This window comes from Frateuria aurantia DSM 6220 (assembly GCF_000242255.2).
Classification (GTDB): domain Bacteria; phylum Pseudomonadota; class Gammaproteobacteria; order Xanthomonadales; family Rhodanobacteraceae; genus Frateuria; species Frateuria aurantia.
This window is the reverse complement of the sequence record NC_017033.1, coordinates 2150326-2167864: the sequence shown is the minus strand read 5'-3', so window position 1 is coordinate 2167864 and position 17539 is coordinate 2150326. Positions and strand designations below refer to the sequence as shown.

The 17539-nt window shown below is 64.4% G+C and carries 16 protein-coding genes; 10 read left to right on the top strand and 6 right to left on the bottom strand.

The window, feature by feature from the left end; genetic code table 11:
• Window positions 1-6: 6 nt before the first annotated feature.
• Together FRAAU_RS10080 and efpL are read right to left on the bottom strand one after the other, a co-directional pair.
• Window positions 7-2073, bottom strand: coding sequence for an FUSC family protein (locus tag FRAAU_RS10080; protein ID WP_014403426.1), 2067 nt, complete (start codon window positions 2071-2073; stop codon window positions 7-9).
• A gap of 19 nt (window positions 2074-2092) precedes the next feature.
• Complete coding sequence (gene efpL, locus FRAAU_RS10075; RefSeq protein WP_014403425.1) at window positions 2093-2656, bottom strand: elongation factor P-like protein EfpL; 564 nt, start codon at window positions 2654-2656, stop codon at window positions 2093-2095.
• A 293-nt stretch (window positions 2657-2949) separates the two neighbouring features.
• Here efpL and FRAAU_RS10070 point away from each other — a divergent pair, with 293 nt between their 5' ends.
• The 5 genes from FRAAU_RS10070 (at window position 2950) to galU (ending at window position 8144) form a co-directional block, all read left to right on the top strand.
• Window positions 2950-3186: a DUF1049 domain-containing protein gene (locus tag FRAAU_RS10070; protein ID WP_014403424.1), complete on the top strand. Its 237-nt coding sequence runs from the start codon at window positions 2950-2952 to the stop codon at window positions 3184-3186.
• The gene (gene lapB / locus FRAAU_RS10065; protein WP_014403423.1) at window positions 3183-4352 is read left to right on the top strand and encodes a lipopolysaccharide assembly protein LapB; all 1170 of its coding nucleotides are present in this window, start codon (window positions 3183-3185) and stop codon (window positions 4350-4352) included. Before FRAAU_RS10070 ends, lapB begins: the two co-directional genes overlap by 4 nt.
• Complete coding sequence (locus FRAAU_RS10060) at window positions 4349-5353, top strand: glycosyltransferase family 4 protein (protein ID WP_014403422.1); 1005 nt, start codon at window positions 4349-4351, stop codon at window positions 5351-5353. Before lapB ends, FRAAU_RS10060 begins: the two co-directional genes overlap by 4 nt.
• Before the next feature lie 65 nt (window positions 5354-5418).
• Window positions 5419-7272, top strand: a complete 1854-nt coding sequence (locus tag FRAAU_RS10055) for a nucleoside-diphosphate sugar epimerase/dehydratase (RefSeq protein ID WP_014403421.1) — start codon at window positions 5419-5421, stop codon at window positions 7270-7272.
• The gene (gene galU, locus FRAAU_RS10050) at window positions 7269-8144 is read left to right on the top strand and encodes a UTP--glucose-1-phosphate uridylyltransferase GalU (protein WP_014403420.1); all 876 of its coding nucleotides are present in this window, start codon (window positions 7269-7271) and stop codon (window positions 8142-8144) included. Before FRAAU_RS10055 ends, galU begins: the two co-directional genes overlap by 4 nt.
• Before the next feature lie 15 nt (window positions 8145-8159).
• On the opposite strand, the gene murU is transcribed toward galU, so the two are convergent.
• Window positions 8160-8837: an N-acetylmuramate alpha-1-phosphate uridylyltransferase MurU gene (gene murU / locus FRAAU_RS10045; RefSeq protein ID WP_014403419.1), complete on the bottom strand. Its 678-nt coding sequence runs from the start codon at window positions 8835-8837 to the stop codon at window positions 8160-8162.
• On the bottom strand, window positions 8834-9832 hold the full coding sequence (locus FRAAU_RS10040; RefSeq protein ID WP_014403418.1) for an aminoglycoside phosphotransferase family protein: 999 nt from the start codon (window positions 9830-9832) through the stop codon (window positions 8834-8836). The genes murU and FRAAU_RS10040 overlap by 4 nt, the downstream gene beginning before the upstream one ends.
• Before the next feature lie 164 nt (window positions 9833-9996).
• Between FRAAU_RS10040 and FRAAU_RS10035 the strand changes: the two genes are divergently transcribed.
• A complete protein-coding gene (locus tag FRAAU_RS10035) occupies window positions 9997-11274 on the top strand; it encodes a nucleotide sugar dehydrogenase (RefSeq protein ID WP_014403417.1) in 1278 nt (425 codons plus the stop codon).
• Window positions 11275-11331: 57 nt separating this feature from the next.
• Here FRAAU_RS10035 and FRAAU_RS10030 read toward each other — a convergent pair whose 3' ends face one another.
• A complete protein-coding gene (locus FRAAU_RS10030) occupies window positions 11332-12654 on the bottom strand; it encodes an ammonium transporter (protein ID WP_014403416.1) in 1323 nt (440 codons plus the stop codon).
• Window positions 12644-12982, bottom strand: a complete 339-nt coding sequence (locus FRAAU_RS10025) for a P-II family nitrogen regulator (protein WP_041271031.1) — start codon at window positions 12980-12982, stop codon at window positions 12644-12646. The genes FRAAU_RS10030 and FRAAU_RS10025 overlap by 11 nt, the downstream gene beginning before the upstream one ends.
• Window positions 12983-13286: 304 nt before the next feature.
• On the opposite strand from FRAAU_RS10025, the gene FRAAU_RS10020 reads away from it, so the two are divergent.
• From FRAAU_RS10020 to sufD, 4 genes are all read left to right on the top strand, one after another.
• On the top strand, window positions 13287-13769 hold the full coding sequence (locus FRAAU_RS10020; protein WP_014403414.1) for an SUF system Fe-S cluster assembly regulator: 483 nt from the start codon (window positions 13287-13289) through the stop codon (window positions 13767-13769).
• 15 nt (window positions 13770-13784) lie between these two features.
• Window positions 13785-15254: a Fe-S cluster assembly protein SufB gene (gene sufB / locus FRAAU_RS10015; RefSeq protein ID WP_014403413.1), complete on the top strand. Its 1470-nt coding sequence runs from the start codon at window positions 13785-13787 to the stop codon at window positions 15252-15254.
• A 173-nt stretch (window positions 15255-15427) separates the two neighbouring features.
• Complete coding sequence (gene sufC, locus FRAAU_RS10010; RefSeq protein ID WP_014403412.1) at window positions 15428-16213, top strand: Fe-S cluster assembly ATPase SufC; 786 nt, start codon at window positions 15428-15430, stop codon at window positions 16211-16213.
• Complete coding sequence (gene sufD / locus FRAAU_RS10005; RefSeq protein ID WP_014403411.1) at window positions 16210-17532, top strand: Fe-S cluster assembly protein SufD; 1323 nt, start codon at window positions 16210-16212, stop codon at window positions 17530-17532. The genes sufC and sufD overlap by 4 nt, the downstream gene beginning before the upstream one ends.
• Window positions 17533-17539 lie beyond the last annotated feature (7 nt).

Sequence of the window (17539 nt, the reverse complement as noted above, 5' to 3'; positions counted from 1 at the left end):
GTGGGTTCAGGGCGCCGGTGATCCGGCGTCGGCAGCGGCGCTGGAGCGGCCACGGTTCCAGGTCTTGATCAGCGCATCCAGCGTTTCGACCAGGCGTTCGGTGGCCGCCACGGGCAGGCTGCCGATGGCCTGTCCGGTGATGTCGGCGGAGGCGGGGCGGGGCGCGAGCTGAAAGGTTTCGCCGACCTCCACGGCCAGCGCCAGGGCTTGAAGCTGGCTGGCATACCATTGGATGAAACTCTGCCAGCAGGTCGCGTCGGTAGGCAGTCGATGGTCTTGCTGAATGGCTTCGAACGTCATCAGGGCCCGGGCCAGCCGGTTGCCCTGGGCGAGCAGCCCGGTGCACACGGTCTGCAGCTGTTCGGGGGTGCCCGGTTCGCTGCGCAGTCGTTCCAGCGAAGCGCGGGCATTGCCGCGCGCGATCCGCACCGCGATGCGCAGGTCGCGGATCGCGTCGGATTCGGCCTGGCGTCCGAGTCCTTGCAGATAGGCGACATAGCCGCGCAGCATTTCGGCCAGGGCATGGCGGGTCTGGGTTCGCTCCCAGGTCGGCCATAGCAGATAGCCCAGCAGGGCCATGCCGCTGCCCAGCAGGGTATTGTCGACCCGGTCGGCGATGGCGGCGGTGGGGGCGATGCCGGCCATGTCCAGCATGATCACCACCACGCCGGTCAGGGTGGCGACGGCCACGCCGTAATGGACGGTGGCCAGATAGCGGAAGGCCATGCACAGCACAATGGCCATGGCGACATGGGCCGTGGTTTCGTCCGGCGTGACGTGCAGCAGCAAGGTGGTCAGCACCAGACCCAGCAAGGTACCGACCACACGCAGCAGGCCGAATCGGAAAGTGGCGGCGAAATCGGCCCGCAGCACGATCGCGACCGTCATCGGCAGCCAGTAGCCATGCGGCATCGCCAGGACATGGCTGGCGACGACCGCCAGACCCAGCAGCAGGGAGTAGCGGATCGCATGACGCAGGGCGATCGAATCCAGATGCAGGCTGGCTCGCAGCGTGGCCCAGACGCCATCCGTGCGCAAATCCTGCGGCAGGCGCTGCTGGTCGGCCTGGGCGCGCAGCTCCCCTCGCGCACCGGCCCAGTTGGCATTGCGCACGGCGGCAGTGAGCTGGCTGTTGAGTGCCCGGATGTGGACCATCAGTCCGGCGGGCTCGTGAGCCAGCAGCCACTGCTCTTCGGCCCGGATCGACTGCAGCAGCTGCAGGGCCTGGTCAGGCGGGGCGCCGGCCTCCAGCGCCGCGGCAATGGCCTCCAGCACGGCGGCGATGCTGCGGCGGTAATGGGTTTCGCGGACCGGGTCGTGGTGCAGCAATTCGATGGCGACCAGTTCGATGCGGATCCGCTCGGCCTGTTCGATCAGGGTCCGGAAAGCCTCCATCGCCCGGCCACGGTCATGATGGCGACCGAACAAGGTCTGCTGGACCGCATTCATCTCGTCACTCAGCGCCACGTCGTCGCGACTGTCGTCGGCCGGGTGCTCGGCGAGACCGGCCAGACCACGGAAGATGGTCGCCAGCGCCAGACGTTCGGGCCGGTAGCGTTGCAGCGGCCAGCTGGCGATCGAAAGACAGGTCAGCAGCAGGCCGCCCAGAAAGATCAGGCCGGCACCGGAAGCGGCATGTCGGACCGACACGGGCGTCGCGGCCGTGACCACCAGCAGGATCACGCTGGTCATGCCGAGACGGCTGATATCCGGGCCGAAGACCACCAGCAGGCCGGCGCCGAAACCCATCACCAGCGTGGTCAGCAGCATCGGCAGGAAGGCTGCGCCGATGCTGGCACCCAGCAGGGCGGACAGGCCCGCAGCCGTGGAGGCCAGCAGCAGCAAGGCCAGCCGCTGCCGGTAGGGGCCCGGCTGGTCCGAAAACATGATGTCCAGTGCGCCGGCGGCGATACCCAGTCCTGCCAGCGGGTGATCGGTGGCGAAGCCCAGAGCCAGTGGCAGACCGAAGGCCGCGGCATTGCGCAGCACTACCCGCCAGGGCACATCCGGTCGCCGCGTCTGCAGCAGCACGTCGACCGCATTGCGTGGAAAGGAATAGCCGGCCGTGGTCACTGGGCGGAATCCGGCAGGCTCAGGCGCGGCCCGCGAACTCGCCCGTCAAGGTATTGATCCAGACCTGCTCGCCATTGCTGATGTACTCGGGCACCTGGACCTCGAAACCGGTGGCAAGGCGCGCTGGCTTGGTTCGCTTGGTGGCACTGGCACCTTTCAGTTCGGGTGCGGTATCGACCACCTCGAGGCGTACGCTGGTCGGGACCTGCAGGGCCACCGGTGCGTCCTCGATCAGCTGGACGTAATAGCCTTCGACACCTTCGGCGATGAAGCCTGCCTGTTCACCGACCACTTCCGGCCCCAGCAGGTACTGGGTGAAGTCCTCGCTGTCCATGAATACGAATACTTCACCGTCCATATAGGAGAAGCCGGCCTCGCGGCGAGTCAGCTCGATGTCCCTGAGATCGTCGTCGGCGCGCATGCTGAGATCCAGCTTGCGGCCACCGGGGATCGAATACAACGTGAAACGGTAGGTGATATTGCCACCACGTGCCGTAGGTGAACTGCGTTCGATATCGCGGATCTGGTAGATGCCGCCCTCGTGTTCTACAACCAGGCCTTTCTTGGCGTCAGAAGCTTTCATGACTTTGCTGGACTCATGCAACGTTGAGCGGACACTGCCGCGAGGGCGGCAGAGTAACGGGCTGGCGCAGCGGATGCCAGCACCGGGGCGGGATGGGTGGAGTCGGGAGTGCGGCTGCGCCGGTTGCCCTGCCCATGGGGTAGCATAGCCAAGCCGGCGCCGAGTCTGAAGCATCATGTGAGCGCATGAGCTCGGTAGGCCGGCAAGGGAACAGGTGGCGGAATGCCGATGCATCCGCCGTATCGTGCCGGCAGCGATTGGGCTGCTCCGGTCTAATGGAGTAAAGTCGGACCATGCGATTTCCAGTCATTTTGATCCTGCTCTGTTTCGCCCTGGCGGGCATTGTCCTGGGAGCCCTGAACGCGTCGACCGTCGGCATTGACCTGGCGGTGGTGCAGCTGCATCTGCCGTTGGGCGCGGCCTTGCTGTCGGCGTTGGCGCTGGGCTGGGTGGGCGGGGGCTTGACTGCGTGGCTGGGCACCCATGCCCGCCGCAAGTCCCGCAGGCCGGCGGCGCCTGCCGAGGCATGAATGGGGTGGTCGTGCTGCTGTTGTTGCCGCTGGCGTTCGCGGCCGGCTGGTGGTGTGCGCTGCGCCGGGGGGGCGGTCAGTTGGCGGGGCGGTCCGACGAGCTGTCATCCGACTACTTCCGAGGTCTGAACTATCTGCTGAATGAAGAGCAGGACAAGGCCATCGAGGTTTTTCTGCGCCTGGCCGAATACAACCGCGACGCGGTCGAGACCCACCTTGCGCTGGGCAGTCTGTTTCGCCGTCGCGGTGAAGTGGATCGGGCGATTCGTCTGCACCAGCATCTGGTCTCGCGGCCAGGACTGTCGAACGACATCAAGACCCTGGGTCTGATGGAGCTGGGCGATGACTATATGCGCGCCGGCTTGCTGGACAGGGCCGAGTCGCTGTTTTCCGATCTGGTTGCCTTGCAGGCCCATGCGCCGTCCGCTCTGCGTCAGCTGATCGGCATCTACCAGCATGAGCGTGACTGGAACAAGGCCATCGAACAGGCCCGATTGCTGGAAAAGGCCACCGGCGAAAGCGAGGCGGTACTGATCGCGCAATTCCATTGCGAACTGGCCGATCAGTATCGACTGCAAGGCCATGTGGAGGCGGCGCGCGACCATCTGCGCCAGGCGTTCGACAATGATGCGAACTGTATCCGGGCCTTGCTGGCCTCGGCGGTGATGGATGCTTCCGAGCAGAAGTATGCGGCGGCCATCAAGGCCTATGAACAGGCCATCAGCGTGGATCTCGCGTTCGTGCCGCAGGTCCTGCCGCCTTTGCAGTCCGCCTATGCGCACCAGCAGGACCATGTCGCGGCGGCCCGGTTCTATGATGGTCTGCTGCAGCGCTATCAGGGCATTTCCCTGGTGCTGGCCCGGGTGGATCTGTACCGGCAGCAGGAAGGCGAGGCGGCGGCGCAGGCTTTTCTGACCCGGCAATTGCAGGCCAGGCCGACGGTTCGCGGGTTGATGGCCCTGATCGATGCCAGCATGGAGCGGCTTGATGGCGAGGCCATGGCCAATTTCACGATACTCAATGATCTGATGCGCAAGTTGCTGGAAGGTCAGATGATGTATCGCTGCACACGCTGCGGTTTCGGTGCCAAGGCCCATCACTGGCAGTGTCCCGGCTGCAAGAGCTGGTCGACCATCCGGCCCATCATGGGCGTGGCCAACGAATGAGTATTCCGGCGCTGCCGGTACGCTGGATCTGGCTGGCGGCGGTGATGTCCTGGGCGGCGGTCGGGTGGATGCTGATCTGGGCCCGACGACGCGGTGTGCTGGATCTGCCCGGGCATCGTCGCTCGCATCGGCAGGCGACGCCGCGCGGCGGCGGTATCGGGATGATGCTGGTGCTGCTGCTGTGGCTGCCCTGGATCGGTTGGGGGCGCGGGCTGAGCGCGGCTGTGACCTGCGCGCTGGCCTCCGTGGCCCTGATCGGTGCCTGGGATGATCTGGCGCCACGTGGCGTGGCGGTGCGGCTGCTGGTGCATCTGGCCGCCGTCACGCTGGCCGGCGGTGCCCTGCTGGCCGGTGCCCATGATTCCTTGTGGTGGCTGCTGCTGGTGGTCCCTTGCGGGGTCTGGAGCATCAATCTGCACAATTTCATGGATGGCATCGATGGCTTGCTGGCCGGTCATTGTCTGATCACGGGTCTGGTGCTGGCCGTGCTGGCGGACGCTGTCGGACTGCCTTCGGTCGCGGCGCTGGCGGCGCTTCTGGCAGCCGTCTGCGCAGGATTTCTCGGTTTCAACTGGGCGCCGGCCCGCATTTTCATGGGCGATGCGGGCAGCGGCGGTTGCGGTCTGCTGGTCGCCGTGCTGGCGCTGGCTCTGGTGGTTTGCAGGCCGTCGCTGCTGTGGGCCGTTCTGGCGCTGGGCAGCAGCTTTGTGGTCGATGCCAGCCTGACCCTGCTGCAGCGGATGTGGCGGGGGCGGCGCTGGACCCAGGCGCATCGCGAGCACCTCTATCAATGGCAGGTGCGGCTGGGGCATGGTCATGCCCGTGTCACGCTGGCTTATCTGCTCTGGGACAGTCTGATCGGTGGCTGGCTGGTATGGCATCGGGGACCTGTACCGCTGGGTCCGCCGGCCTGCCTTGCGGTGTATCTGCTCGCCATGCTGGTCTGGCTGGGGTGTAAGATCCGAAGCCTGCGCCAGCGGCGCCAGCGGGAGATTTCGTGAGCAGACCGGGCAGGGAAGCGCAAGGCCACTTCGTCGCTCGCTGGTGTCGACGGATTCCGCCGCGCATGGCGGTGATGGTTCACGATCTGGTGATGGCCGGGCTGGCCTGGTATCTGGCCAATCTGCTGCGTTTTGCATTGACGCCCGATGCCGTGGCGCATTTCAGCCCGGGCGAGTGGCTGATCGTGTTGTCGGTACAGGGGCTGGTCTTCAATCGCCTGGGCTTGTATCGCGGCATCTGGCGTTTCGCCAGCCTGCCAGACCTGTGGAACATCCTGCGTGCCGTGGGTATCGGAGGGCTGGTCATCGGCGTGGCCTTGTTTGCCTACTCCCGGCTCAGCGGAGTGCCTCGCTCGGTGATCTTCATCTATCCGCTGATCCTCGCCGGTCTGCTGGGCGTGCCACGGCTCGGTTACCGAGCCTGGAAGGACCGTCGGCAGCGGATGTCGGAACAGGTGGTGCGGGTACTGGTCATAGGCGCCGGTGATCCGGCGGAAGCTCTGGCGCGGGATCTGCGCCGCGATGCCCGCTACCGGGTGGTCGGTTTCGTGGATGATCAGGCGCGGTTGCGTGGTGCCAGCATCGGCGGCATTCCCGTGCTGGGGGCACTGCAGCAGCTGCCCGAGCTGGCGGCGGACGCGGCGGCCGGCATGTTGCTGATCGCGATGCCCGATGCCGACGGGCCGACTCTGCGGCGGATTGTGGGCCACTGCGAGCGCACCGGGCTGCCTTGTCGCACGATGCCGGGTCTGGGCGATATCGTCGCCGGTCGCGCCAGTCCGGGGGAGATCCAGGAGGTCAGGATCGAGGATCTGCTGGGCCGTGACAGCGTGCAGCTGGATCGGGTGTGGCTGGCGGGGCATCTCAGTGGCCAGCGGGTACTGGTCACCGGCGGCGGGGGCTCCATCGGTGCCGAGCTGTGTCGACAGCTGTGTCAGCTTGGTGTGCGTTCACTGACCATTGTCGAGCAGAGTGAATTCAATCTCTATGCCATTGACAAGGAGTTGCGGCAGGATTTCCCCGCACTGGAGCTGCAGTCGGTGCTTGCCGATTGCGGGGATCTGCCGGCCATGCACCGGTTGTTCGGAGATTTCCGGCCCCGGCTGGTGTTTCATGCCGCGGCCTACAAGCATGTGCCGATGCTGCAGACCCAGCTGCGGACGGCCTATCGCAACAATGTGATGTCGACCCAGAACCTTGCGATGCTTGCCGATGAGACCGGGGTGGAGACCTTCGTGCTGATCTCCACGGACAAGGCGGTCAATCCCACCAGCGTGATGGGAGCCTGCAAGCGCCTGGCCGAAATCTGGTGCCAGAACCTGGATGCTCGTTCAGCGACACGTTTTGTGACGGTGCGCTTCGGCAATGTGCTGGATTCGGCGGGCTCGGTGGTGCCCTTGTTTCGCGAGCAGATCCGCCACGGGGGGCCGGTGACGGTCACGCATCCCGATATGACCCGATATTTCATGACGATTCCCGAGGCCTGCCAGCTGATCTTGCAGGGCGCTGCCCAGGGGCAGGGCGGTGAGATCTTTGCGCTGGACATGGGAGAGCCCGTGAAGATCAGGGAGCTGGCCTTGCAGATGATCCGTCTGGCCGGCAAGAAACCGGGTAGCGAGATACCCATCGTCTATACCGGCCTGCGTCCGGGAGAGAAGCTGTTCGAGGAGTTGTTCCATCCCCAGGAAAATTACGCCGCCACCACCCATGCCAAGATCTTCCTGGCACAGCACCGCAAAGTCAGCTGGGGTTTATTGTTGAGACAGTTCGGGCGTGCGGCCGATGCCGTGGCATCGTATGATGAAGCCGCGATACGGCAGAGCGTTTCGGTGCTGCTGCCGACGTATCAGTGGGGACAAGCCACCTCGGTGGATACCGTCGTTGTCCTGCATCCGAAAAATTCAGGAGAGTGTGAGTGAGCAAGCGTCTACGCAAAGTGGTGTTTCCCGTCGCCGGACTCGGCACCCGGTTTCTGCCGGCGACCAAGGTGGTGGCCAAGGAAATGCTGCCGGTACTGGATCGGCCGCTGATCCAGTATGCCGTCGATGAAGCCGTCGATGCGGGTGCCGATACCCTGATCTTCGTCACCAACCGCTACAAGCACTCCATTGCCGACTATTTCGACAAGGCCTACGAGCTGGAGGCCAAGCTCGAGGAGAAGGGCAAGGCCGAACTGCTGGCCCTGGTCCAGGGCACCTTGCCCAGCCATGTGCGTGCCATCTTCGTGACCCAGCCGGAAGCGCGGGGCCTGGGCCATGCGGTGCTGTGCGCCAAGCCGGTGGTCGGTGACGAGTCCTTCGGCGTGATTCTGCCGGACGATCTGATCTGGAATGAGGGGCGTGGCGCCCTGGGCCAGATGGCGGATCTGGCCGAACGTGAGCATGCCGGCGTTATCGCGGTGGAAGAGGTTCCGCGCGAGGAAACCGACAAGTACGGCGTGGTCGATGCTGCCCCTATCGATGAGCGCAGTGCCCGCATCAGCCATATGGTGGAAAAGCCCAGGCCCGAGGATGCTCCGTCCAATCTGGCCGTGGTCGGTCGCTATGTGTTGCCCTCGACCATCTTCCATTATCTGGAAACCACCCAGCCCGGTGCTGGCGGCGAGATCCAGCTGACCGACGCGCTGGAAGCCCTGCTGCAGAACAAGGGCAAGATGCTGGCGTATCGTTTTCAGGGCACCCGGTTCGATTGCGGCAACAAGGCCGGACTGGTCCGCGCCACGGTGCATATGGCGCTGAACGATCCCAAGCTGGCTCCCGAGGTGCGGCAGTACCTGAAGGAAGTGGTCTGAGGTGAGTCGACGGAATCAGGTGCCGGTTACACCCAGTGCCTGATCCAGTGCCTGCAGTTGCTCGCGGGTACCGATATTGTGCCAGCGGCCATGGTGCTGCTGGCCGCTCAGACGTCCTTGTGCGGCGGCGGCCTGATACAAGGGCAGCAGCTTGAAGCAGCCTTCGGCATGGGTCTCGATAAATGCTCGGCGATACAGGCCGATGCTGGAGAACGTCAGCCGGGGTTCGTGTCCGGGCCACTGGACCCAGCCGTCCAGCAACTGGAAGTCGCCTTGCGGGTGCCAGTCCGGATTGGCCACCATCAGCAGATGGGCGAGCGCCGCGTCGGGCATGCGGATGGAGGCATAGTCGATATCGCTCCAGATATCGGCGGCGATCGCCAGAAAAGGCGCCTTGCCCAGCCATGGCAAGGCATTGCGCATGCCGCCGCCAGTCTCCAGTGGCTGCGGGCCTTCGTGCAGATAGCGGATCCGCAAGCCCCAGCGCCTGCCGTCGCCCAATGCTGGCTCGAATTGCTCGGCCAGATGGGAGGTGTTGATCAGCACCTCCTCGATACCGGCAGCTGCCAGTTTTTCCAGATGCCAGACGATGAGTGGCTTGCCGCCCGCGCAAAGCAGGGGCTTGGGGGTCTGGGAGGTCAGTGGCCGCAGGCGGCTGCCCAGGCCGGCGGCAAACAGCAGGGCCTGCTTCATGCCCCCGGCGCTTCGGTTCGGGCAGTCGCTGCCGGCAGCCGGCTGAGGGCTTGCAGCTCGGGATAACGGGCCGCGACATGCCGCACATAGTCCAGTACCAGTGGCAGGTCGGCAAGGTAACCGTGCTTGCCGTCGCGCCAGGCCAGCCGGCAGAACAGGCCCAGCACTTTCAGGTGCCGTTGCAGGCCGGTCAGGTCGAACCAGCGCAGAAAGCGTGCAGGGGCGACATCTTCCTGCAAGCGCCCGCAGGCTATCAGCTGACGACGGTAGGCCTCGACCCAGCCTTCGACCTGTTGATCGGGCCAGCGGATATAGCAATCGCGCAGCAGGGAGGCCAGATCGTAGGTCAGCGGACCCAGCAAGGCACCCTGGAAGTCGATGATGGCCGGATTGCCGGCGTCGCTGAGCAGCAGGTTGCGACTGTGGTAGTCGCGGTGCACGAATCCCTGCGGCTGTTCCGCCGCATTGTCCGTCAGGACCTGGAATACCGTTTGCAGGGCCTCTTGCCAGGGCTCGGGATCCAGGCCCAGATGGCGGCCCAGATACCATTCCGGCAGCAGATCCATTTCCCGTTGCAGAAAGGCCGTGTCATAGAGCGTGAGGCCGGTGGCATCGACGGCGGTCTGCATGCGGAGCAGGGCCTGCATGGCGTCGCCGTAAAGATCGTCCGCACTGTCGTCATTCAATTCGCCAAGATACAGCCGGTCGCCCAGATCCTCGATCAGCAGCAGACCCTGCTCGAGATCGGCTTCGTAGACTGCAGGGACATGCAGGCCGGCATCGCTGAGGCGACGCCCGATATTCAGCCAGGGCAGGGGATCTTCCAGCTCCGGAGGGGAATCCATCAGCAGCCGGCCTGACGGGATGCCGTCGATGCGCCAGTAGCTGCGAAAGCTGGCATCGGCCGAGGCGGGACAGAGCGTGATGGCGTGCTTGCCGGTGATCCGGCGCGCCCACTCCAGACGCTGGCTGGCGCGATCATTGATATGTGGCATGGTTCCCGGGGATGTCGTACAGGCTGAAGCTGCATGCTAACCGCATTCGTGCCATGACGTGTGGCGAGGAGGTGGCTGATGTGTTCCGACATCCCTGTCGGGCGGGGGATAGGAGCGTCGACGCGCTGGGTGTAGGCTTGCTTTTTTTCGGGTCAGGGACCGGAATGTCGCTTTCTTCCTCGCAACATGTTGGCGTTGTCGGTCTGGGCTATGTGGGGCTGCCTCTGGCGGTGGCTTTTGGGCGACAGCTGCCGACGACAGGCTTCGATTTGAATCGCGACCGGGTGCAGGCCCTGCGCGAGGGGTGCGATGCCACCCTTGAGCTCAGTGCCGAGGCACTCGCTGCTGCCGGCCAGCTGCAATTGACGGCGGAACTGGAGGATCTGCGTGCCTGCGATACCTATATCGTGACGGTACCGACCCCGATCGACGAAGCCCAGCGTCCTGATCTGCAGCCGCTGGTCAGTGCCTGCCGCATGCTGGCCCCGCTGCTGGCTGCCGGTGATCTGGTGGTATTCGAGTCCACGGTCTATCCCGGCACCACAGAAGAAGTCTGTGTGCCTTTGTTGGAAGCCGGTTCGGGACTGCGTTTCAACCGGGACTTTTTCTGCGGCTACAGTCCGGAACGCATCAATCCGGGGGAGCATGCCCGGCCGGTGACGGCCATCGTCAAGCTGACTTCGGGCTCGACCCCCGAGGCGGCGGCACGGGTGGATGCGCTGTATCGGCGCATCATCACGGCCGGAACCCATCTGGCCTCCTCGATCCGGGTCGCGGAAGCGGCCAAGGTCATCGAGAATATCCAGCGGGATGTGAATATCGCCCTGGTCAACGAGCTGGCCCTGATCTTTCATCGACTGGGCATCGATACCGCCGAGGTTCTGGCGGCGGCGGGCACCAAGTGGAATTTCCTGCCCTTCAAGCCCGGGCTGGTCGGCGGGCATTGCATCAGTGTCGATCCGTATTATCTGACCCACAAGGCCGAGGTGATCGGCTATTACCCGGAACTGATTCTGGCCGCGCGCCGGATCAACAGCCGGATGGGCAGCTATGTGGCTGATCGGTTGATCCGCCTGATGAGCGAGCGTCGCCTGCATATCGTGGATGCGCGGATTCTGGTGCTGGGTTTTGCCTTCAAGGAAAACTGCCCGGATCTGCGCAACACGCGGGTGATCGACATCATCCGCGAGCTGGAGTCCTCGCACGCGAGGGTGGATGTGCATGATCCCTGGGTGGATGCAAAAGCGGCTGGCGACGAATACAGGATCCATCTGGTGTCCCAGCCACCGGCAGGGCATTACGATGCCATTCTGCTGGCGGTGGCGCATCGGCAGTTCATTGCCTGGTCGCCGGAGCAGATCCGGGCTCTGGGAAAGCCTGGCGCGGTGGTGTTCGACGTCAAATCGGTCTGGCCTGTCGAGGCCGTCGACGGTCGTCTGTGAGCTGTCTTGTATTCCGGGTGACGCCATGCCGTGCATGGCGTCACCCGGATCGGGCGCTTACAGGTTGTAGGCGCGCTCTTCGTGCTCGGCCAGGTCCAGTCCGATCTGCTCCTGCTCGGTGCTGACGCGCAGGCCGAGGGTCTTGTCCAGCAGTAACAGGATGAGCCAGGTCAGCACGCCGGACCATAGCACGGTAAAGCCGACGCCCTTGGCCTGGATCCACAGCTGGCCGCCCAGGTCGGCAACGGTGCCGAAGCCGCCCAGTGCCGGCGCCGCCAGCGGGCCGGTCAGCAAGGCTCCGACGATGCCGGCCACGGCGTGGACGCCGAACACATCCAGGGTGTCGTCATAGCCCAATTTGTACTTCAGGCGGGTCGCGGTGAAATAGCAGATCACGCCGGTGACCAGTCCCAGCACCAGGGCGCCGCCTGGGCCTGCCGTTCCGGCCGCCGGCGTCACCGCAACCAGTCCGGCCACGGCGCCCGACACGATGCCCAGCACGCTGGCACGCTTGTGTACCATCCATTCCGCCGCCGTCCAGCCGATGGCTGCCGCCGCAGTGGCGACCTGGGTGACCAGCATGGCCATGCCTGCACTGCCGTTGGCGGCGGCGGCCGAACCGGCATTGAAGCCGAACCAGCCCAGCCACAGCATGCTGGCACCGATCACGGTATAGCCCAGATTGTGGGGAGGCATGGCCGTGGTCGGATAACCTCGGCGTTTGCCGATCATCAGGCAGGCCACCAGACCGGCGATGCCTGCATTGATGTGCACCACGGTGCCGCCGGCGAAATCGATCACGCCCATATCGCCCAGCAGCGAGCCCGGTCCGCTCCAGACCATGTGCGCCATCGGCAGGTAGACAACGGTGACCCACAAGGCGGTGAACCACAGCAGGGCGCTGAACTTCATGCGCTCGGCGAAGGCGCCGATGATCAGCGCCGGGGTGATGATCGCGAACGTCATCTGGAACATCACGAACACGCTTTCGGGAATCGTGTTGTACAGACTGTCCGGGGTCAGTCCGGCCAGAAAGACCCGGTCCAGACCGCCCACGATGGCATGCAGATTGACATGTTCGGTGGTCATGCCGACGGTGCTGAATGCTACCGAATAGCCATAGAGCACCCACAGCACGCTGACCAGCGCCACAATCGAAAAGCACTGCATCAGTACCGACAGCAGATTCTTGGCGCGGACCATTCCGCCGTAGAACAGGGCCAGGCCCGGAATGGTCATCAACAGAACCAGCATGGACGAGGTCAGCATCCATGCGGTATCGCCATGGTCAAGCGCTGCGGCCGGCGTGGACTGGGCCAGCAGCGGGCCACTGGCGCCGAGGCCAGCGAGAAGCGGGATCAGTGCGGATTTACAGCGCATCGGCGTCGATCTCCTGGGTCCGGATCCGGATCGCCTGTTCCAGATCGATCACGAAAATCTTGCCGTCGCCGACCTTGCCGGTACGCGCCGCCGTGCTGATCGCCTCGATGGCGCGCTCGGCCTGCTCGTCGGTAGCGGCGATTTCGATCTTCAGCTTGGGCAGGAAGTCGACCACATATTCCGCACCCCGATACAGCTCGGTATGGCCGTGCTGCCGTCCGAAGCCTTTGACTTCGGTCACCGTCATGCCGTTGATGCCGGCTTCGCCCAAGGCCTCGCGCACATCGTCGAGTGTGAAAGGCTTGATGATCGCGGTGATCCACTTCATTGCGTTGTTCCCCTGGTTCAGCTGATGCTTGAGTACGACAAAGCACATGTTGTGCCAGTCGCGGCGAGGCACGTCAATGGCAGGGGCTGCCGGCAGGCAGGGCGCACCATCGGCTGCGCTCGCCCCGGCATGGTGCAAGGGCTGAGCCCGTTGCACTGGTTGCCGGCAACGCCCCTCTGTGTGCCTGCGGCAGGTGGAGCGCACCACGTGTGTCCCCGGGCAAGCGGGCTGCGGCGGGGCGGTTGCGTTGGCGAGCTCAAATCAGTACCATTTTAGTCCAGTTTAGCCGCACGGCCTTGTCTCCATGCTGAAAGTCAGCCGACTGACCGATTACGCCACCCTGGTGATGACCTGCATGGCAGAGCGTCCCAGGGAAGTGCTGCGTGCGGTCCAGCTGGCCGACATCGCCCATCTGGAACTGCCCACCGTCAGCAAGCTGCTGAAGGTGCTGAGCCAGGCCGGGCTGGTGGAGTCATTTCGCGGCGTCAACGGTGGTTACCGCCTGGCGCGGCCGGCCCAGCAGATTTCGCTGGCCGAGATCGTGGTGGCGATGGAAGGCCCGATCGGGGTGACCGACTGCAGTCTGGCCGACCGCCGCTGCGATCTTGAATCCAGTTGCGGCGTACGCGGCAGTTGGCGTCAGGTCAGCGATGTGCTGGCCGGCGCGCTGCGCTCGATCCGTCTTTCAGACATGTTGCGCCCGCCCACCGCGGCGGCGCCGCTTCCGCCTTCGCGGGGCGAATTCGACGTCAATCCAGAACGACAGGCCCTGGCATCGGGCCGGTGAGGAAGTATCCATCCCATGATCACTGATAGCAGCGAAAACCTGGCGGTATTGCCGGAAAATGCCGAGGTCGTCGAAGCATTGGGCCGACGCTATGCGGCCGGTTTCGTTACCGACATCGAAAGCGAGAGTCTGCCCCCGGGGCTGTCCGAAGATATCATCCGTCGTCTGTCGGCACTCAAGCAGGAGCCGGACTGGATGACCGAATGGCGGCTGGCCGCGTATCGGCACTGGTTGACCATGCCGGTGCCGGACTGGGCCAAGCTGAAGATCGAGCCCATCGATTATCAGGCCATCAGTTATTACTCGGCGCCCAAGGAAGGTCCCAAGTCGTTGGACGAGGTCGATCCCAAGCTGCTTGAAACCTACGAGAAGCTGGGTGTTCCCCTGCACGAGCGGGCCCGTCTGGCCGGGGTGGCGGTGGACGCCGTATTCGATTCGGTCTCTGTCGGGACCACCTTCCGCAAGGAGCTGGCCGAGGCCGGCGTGATCTTCTGCTCGATCAGCGAGGCGATGCGCGAGCACCCCGAGCTGGTCCGCGAATATCTGGGCAGTGTGGTGCCGGTCGGCGACAATTATTTCGCCGCTCTCAATGCCGCGGTGTTTTCCGATGGCAGCTTCGTGTTCGTGCCCAAGGGCGTGCGTTGCCCGATGGAGCTGTCGACGTATTTCCGCATCAATGCGGTCAATACCGGTCAGTTCGAGCGCACGCTCATCATCTGCGAGGATGATGCCAGCGTTTCCTATCTGGAAGGCTGCACCGCGCCGATGCGCGACGAGAACCAGCTGCATGCGGCGGTGGTCGAGCTGGTGGCGCTGGAGCGTGCCAACATCAAGTATTCCACGGTGCAGAACTGGTATCCCGGTGACGAGAACGGCGTCGGCGGCATCTACAATTTCGTGACCAAGCGTGGTGAATGCCGCGGCGCCGACTCCAAGATCAGCTGGACCCAGGTGGAGACGGGTTCGGCCGTCACCTGGAAGTATCCCAGCTGCGTGCTGAAGGGCGACCGCTCGGTGGGTGAATTCCATTCGGTGGCCTTGACCCATCACTACCAGCAGGCCGATACCGGCACCAAGATGATCCATATCGGCAAGGGCACGCGCTCCAAGATCATTGCCAAGGGCATCAGTGCCGGTCGCAGCCAGAACAGCTATCGCGGTCTGGTCAAGGTGGAGAAGGGCGCCGACGGTGCCCGCAACTACACCCAGTGCGACTCGCTGCTGATCGGCAAGCGTTGCGGCGCCCATACCTTCCCCTATATCGAGGTGAAGCATCCGGGCGCGACGGTGGAGCATGAAGCCACGACCTCCAAGATCTCCGATGACCAGCTGTTCTACTGCCGCTCGCGCGGCATCAGCGAGGAAGATGCGGTATCGATGATCGTCGACGGTTTCTGCAAGCAGGTCTTCAAGGAGCTGCCGATGGAATTCGCGGTCGAGGCCAAGAAGCTGCTGGAAGTCTCGCTGGAAGGTGCGGTGGGCTGATCCCGATCCGACCGGAGCACGCGCCGACCGCCGGCGCGATCCGGTGGCCGGCGCACCCTCTGCTGCCAAGCTCTGCAACAGGCCTTCGCCGTTCCGTGACCGGTTCGGCGGGCCTCTCCCTCCCTGGTCCGGTGCCGCCGGCGCCGTCAGATCGAACTGGTTGAATTATGACAATGCTGAAAATCGAAAACCTGCATGCCCGCGTCGAAGGCAAGGAGATCCTCAAGGGTCTGAACCTCACTGTGAATCCCGGTGAGGTTCACGCGATCATGGGGCCCAACGGTGCCGGCAAGTCCACCCTGGGCAATGTGTTGTCGGGGCGGGATGGTTACGAGGTGACGGCTGGCTCGGTGATCTTCGAGGGCAAGGATCTGCTGGCGCTGGATCCGGAAGCGCGTGCCGCCGAGGGCGTTTTTCTGGCCTTGCAGTACCCGGTCGAGATTCCCGGCGTCAACAACACCTATTTCCTGCGCGCAGCGCTCAATGCCCAGCGCAAGTATCGTGGCGAGGACGAGCTGGATTCGATGCGCTTTCTGAAGCTGGTGCGCGAAAAGCTGAAAATCATGCAGATTTCGGACGAACTGCTGCACCGCGCCGTCAACGAAGGCTTTTCCGGTGGCGAGAAGAAGCGCAACGAGATCTTCCAGATGGCCGTGCTGGAGCCGAAGCTGGCGATCCTGGACGAGACCGATTCGGGTCTGGACATCGATGCGCTCAAGCAGGTGGCCGGTGGTGTGAACGCCTTGCGCGACCCCGCCCGCTCGTTCCTGATGGTCACCCATTACCAGCGCCTGCTGGATTACATCGTTCCCGATTTCGTGCATGTGCTGGCCGATGGCCGCATCGTGGAAAGCGGCGACAAGAGTCTGGCCTTGAAGCTTGAAGAGCACGGCTATGCATGGATCGCCGAACGCCATCCCGAGCTGGCCGCCAAGGTGGGTGCGGAGGCAAAGGCATGAGTCAGGCACAGTCCGCGCCACTGCTTGCCTCGCAGCTGGCCGGCGCCGACCTCCCGCTGGCGGCGGAGCCGGCCTGGCTGATCGCTTTGCGGCAGCAGTATCGCCAGTCCTTGATCGAGGACGGCATGCCGGGTCCGCGTAGCGAGGCCTGGAAATATACCTCCTTGCGCGCGCTGGCCCAGCGCCGTTTTGCCAGCCATGATGCCGAGGCCGCCAGCCGTCCGATGGACGCCGCGCTGTGGCAGATTCCCGGGCTGGAAGGGCCGAGCCTGGTCTTTGTCAACGGCGTGTTTCGGGCCGATCTGTCGATGCTGGACGGCCTGCCCGAAGGACTGACGCTGGAGCCCGTATCCGCCGTGCTGGCCGAGGGGCGTGGCGATGAGCTGAAGGCGCTGTGGGAAGGCGAGTCACTGGCAGCCGCCGATATCATGCGCCGACTGAATGCGGGGGCGGCACGCGAGGGCGTGCGCCTGCGTGTTGCCGCCGGGGCTGTGATCGAGTCGCCGGTGCGGCTGGTCCATATTGCAACCCCTGCTTCCGAAGATCAGGCCTGGCATTTGCGCCATCTGGTCCAGGTGGAAGAGGGGGCCCAGTTGCAGCTGGTCGAACAGCATCTCAGTGCCGGCGCCCAGCAGCATCTGGCGACTGTCAGCAGCCTGCATCAAGTGGCTGCCCGAGGGCAGCTTCAGCTGGTGGTGCTGCAACAGGCCGCCGTATCGGCGCCGCTGTTCCGGCATACCCGCTTTCAGCTGGCCTCCCACGCCCATGCCGCCTGGTACGGTCTGGAACTGGGCGGCGGCCTGGTTCGTCACGAGCTGCAGGCCGAGGTGGCGGGTGACGAGGCTTCGTTCGATTCGCGAGGCGTTGTCGTGGCACGTGGCCGCCAGCATATCGATACCCAGCTGCAGATCCGTCATGCGGCGAAGGGCAGTCGTTCCGATGCGATCTGGCGCGGTGTCGCCGACGAGCGCTCGAGGGTAGTCTTCCGTGGCGCCATCGTGGTGGCCGAAGGGGCGGACGGAACCGATGCCTCGCTGGCCAACAAGAATCTGCTGCTGTCAGCTCAAGCCGAGATCGACAGCAAGCCCGAACTGGAAATCTACGCGGACGAGGTCAAGGCGGCGCATGGTGCCACGGTCGGCCAGCTGGACGAACGGGCTCTGTTCTACCTGCGCTCGCGAGGCATTTCACTGGAGCAGGCCCGTCGTCTGCTGATGGCGGCATTCTGCCAGGAAGTGCTGGACCAGGTGCCGGATCCGGCGCTTCATCAGCATGTGTCCGGCTTGCTGCTGGCCCAGCTGCCCCAGGAGGCGGACTGATCCTGTC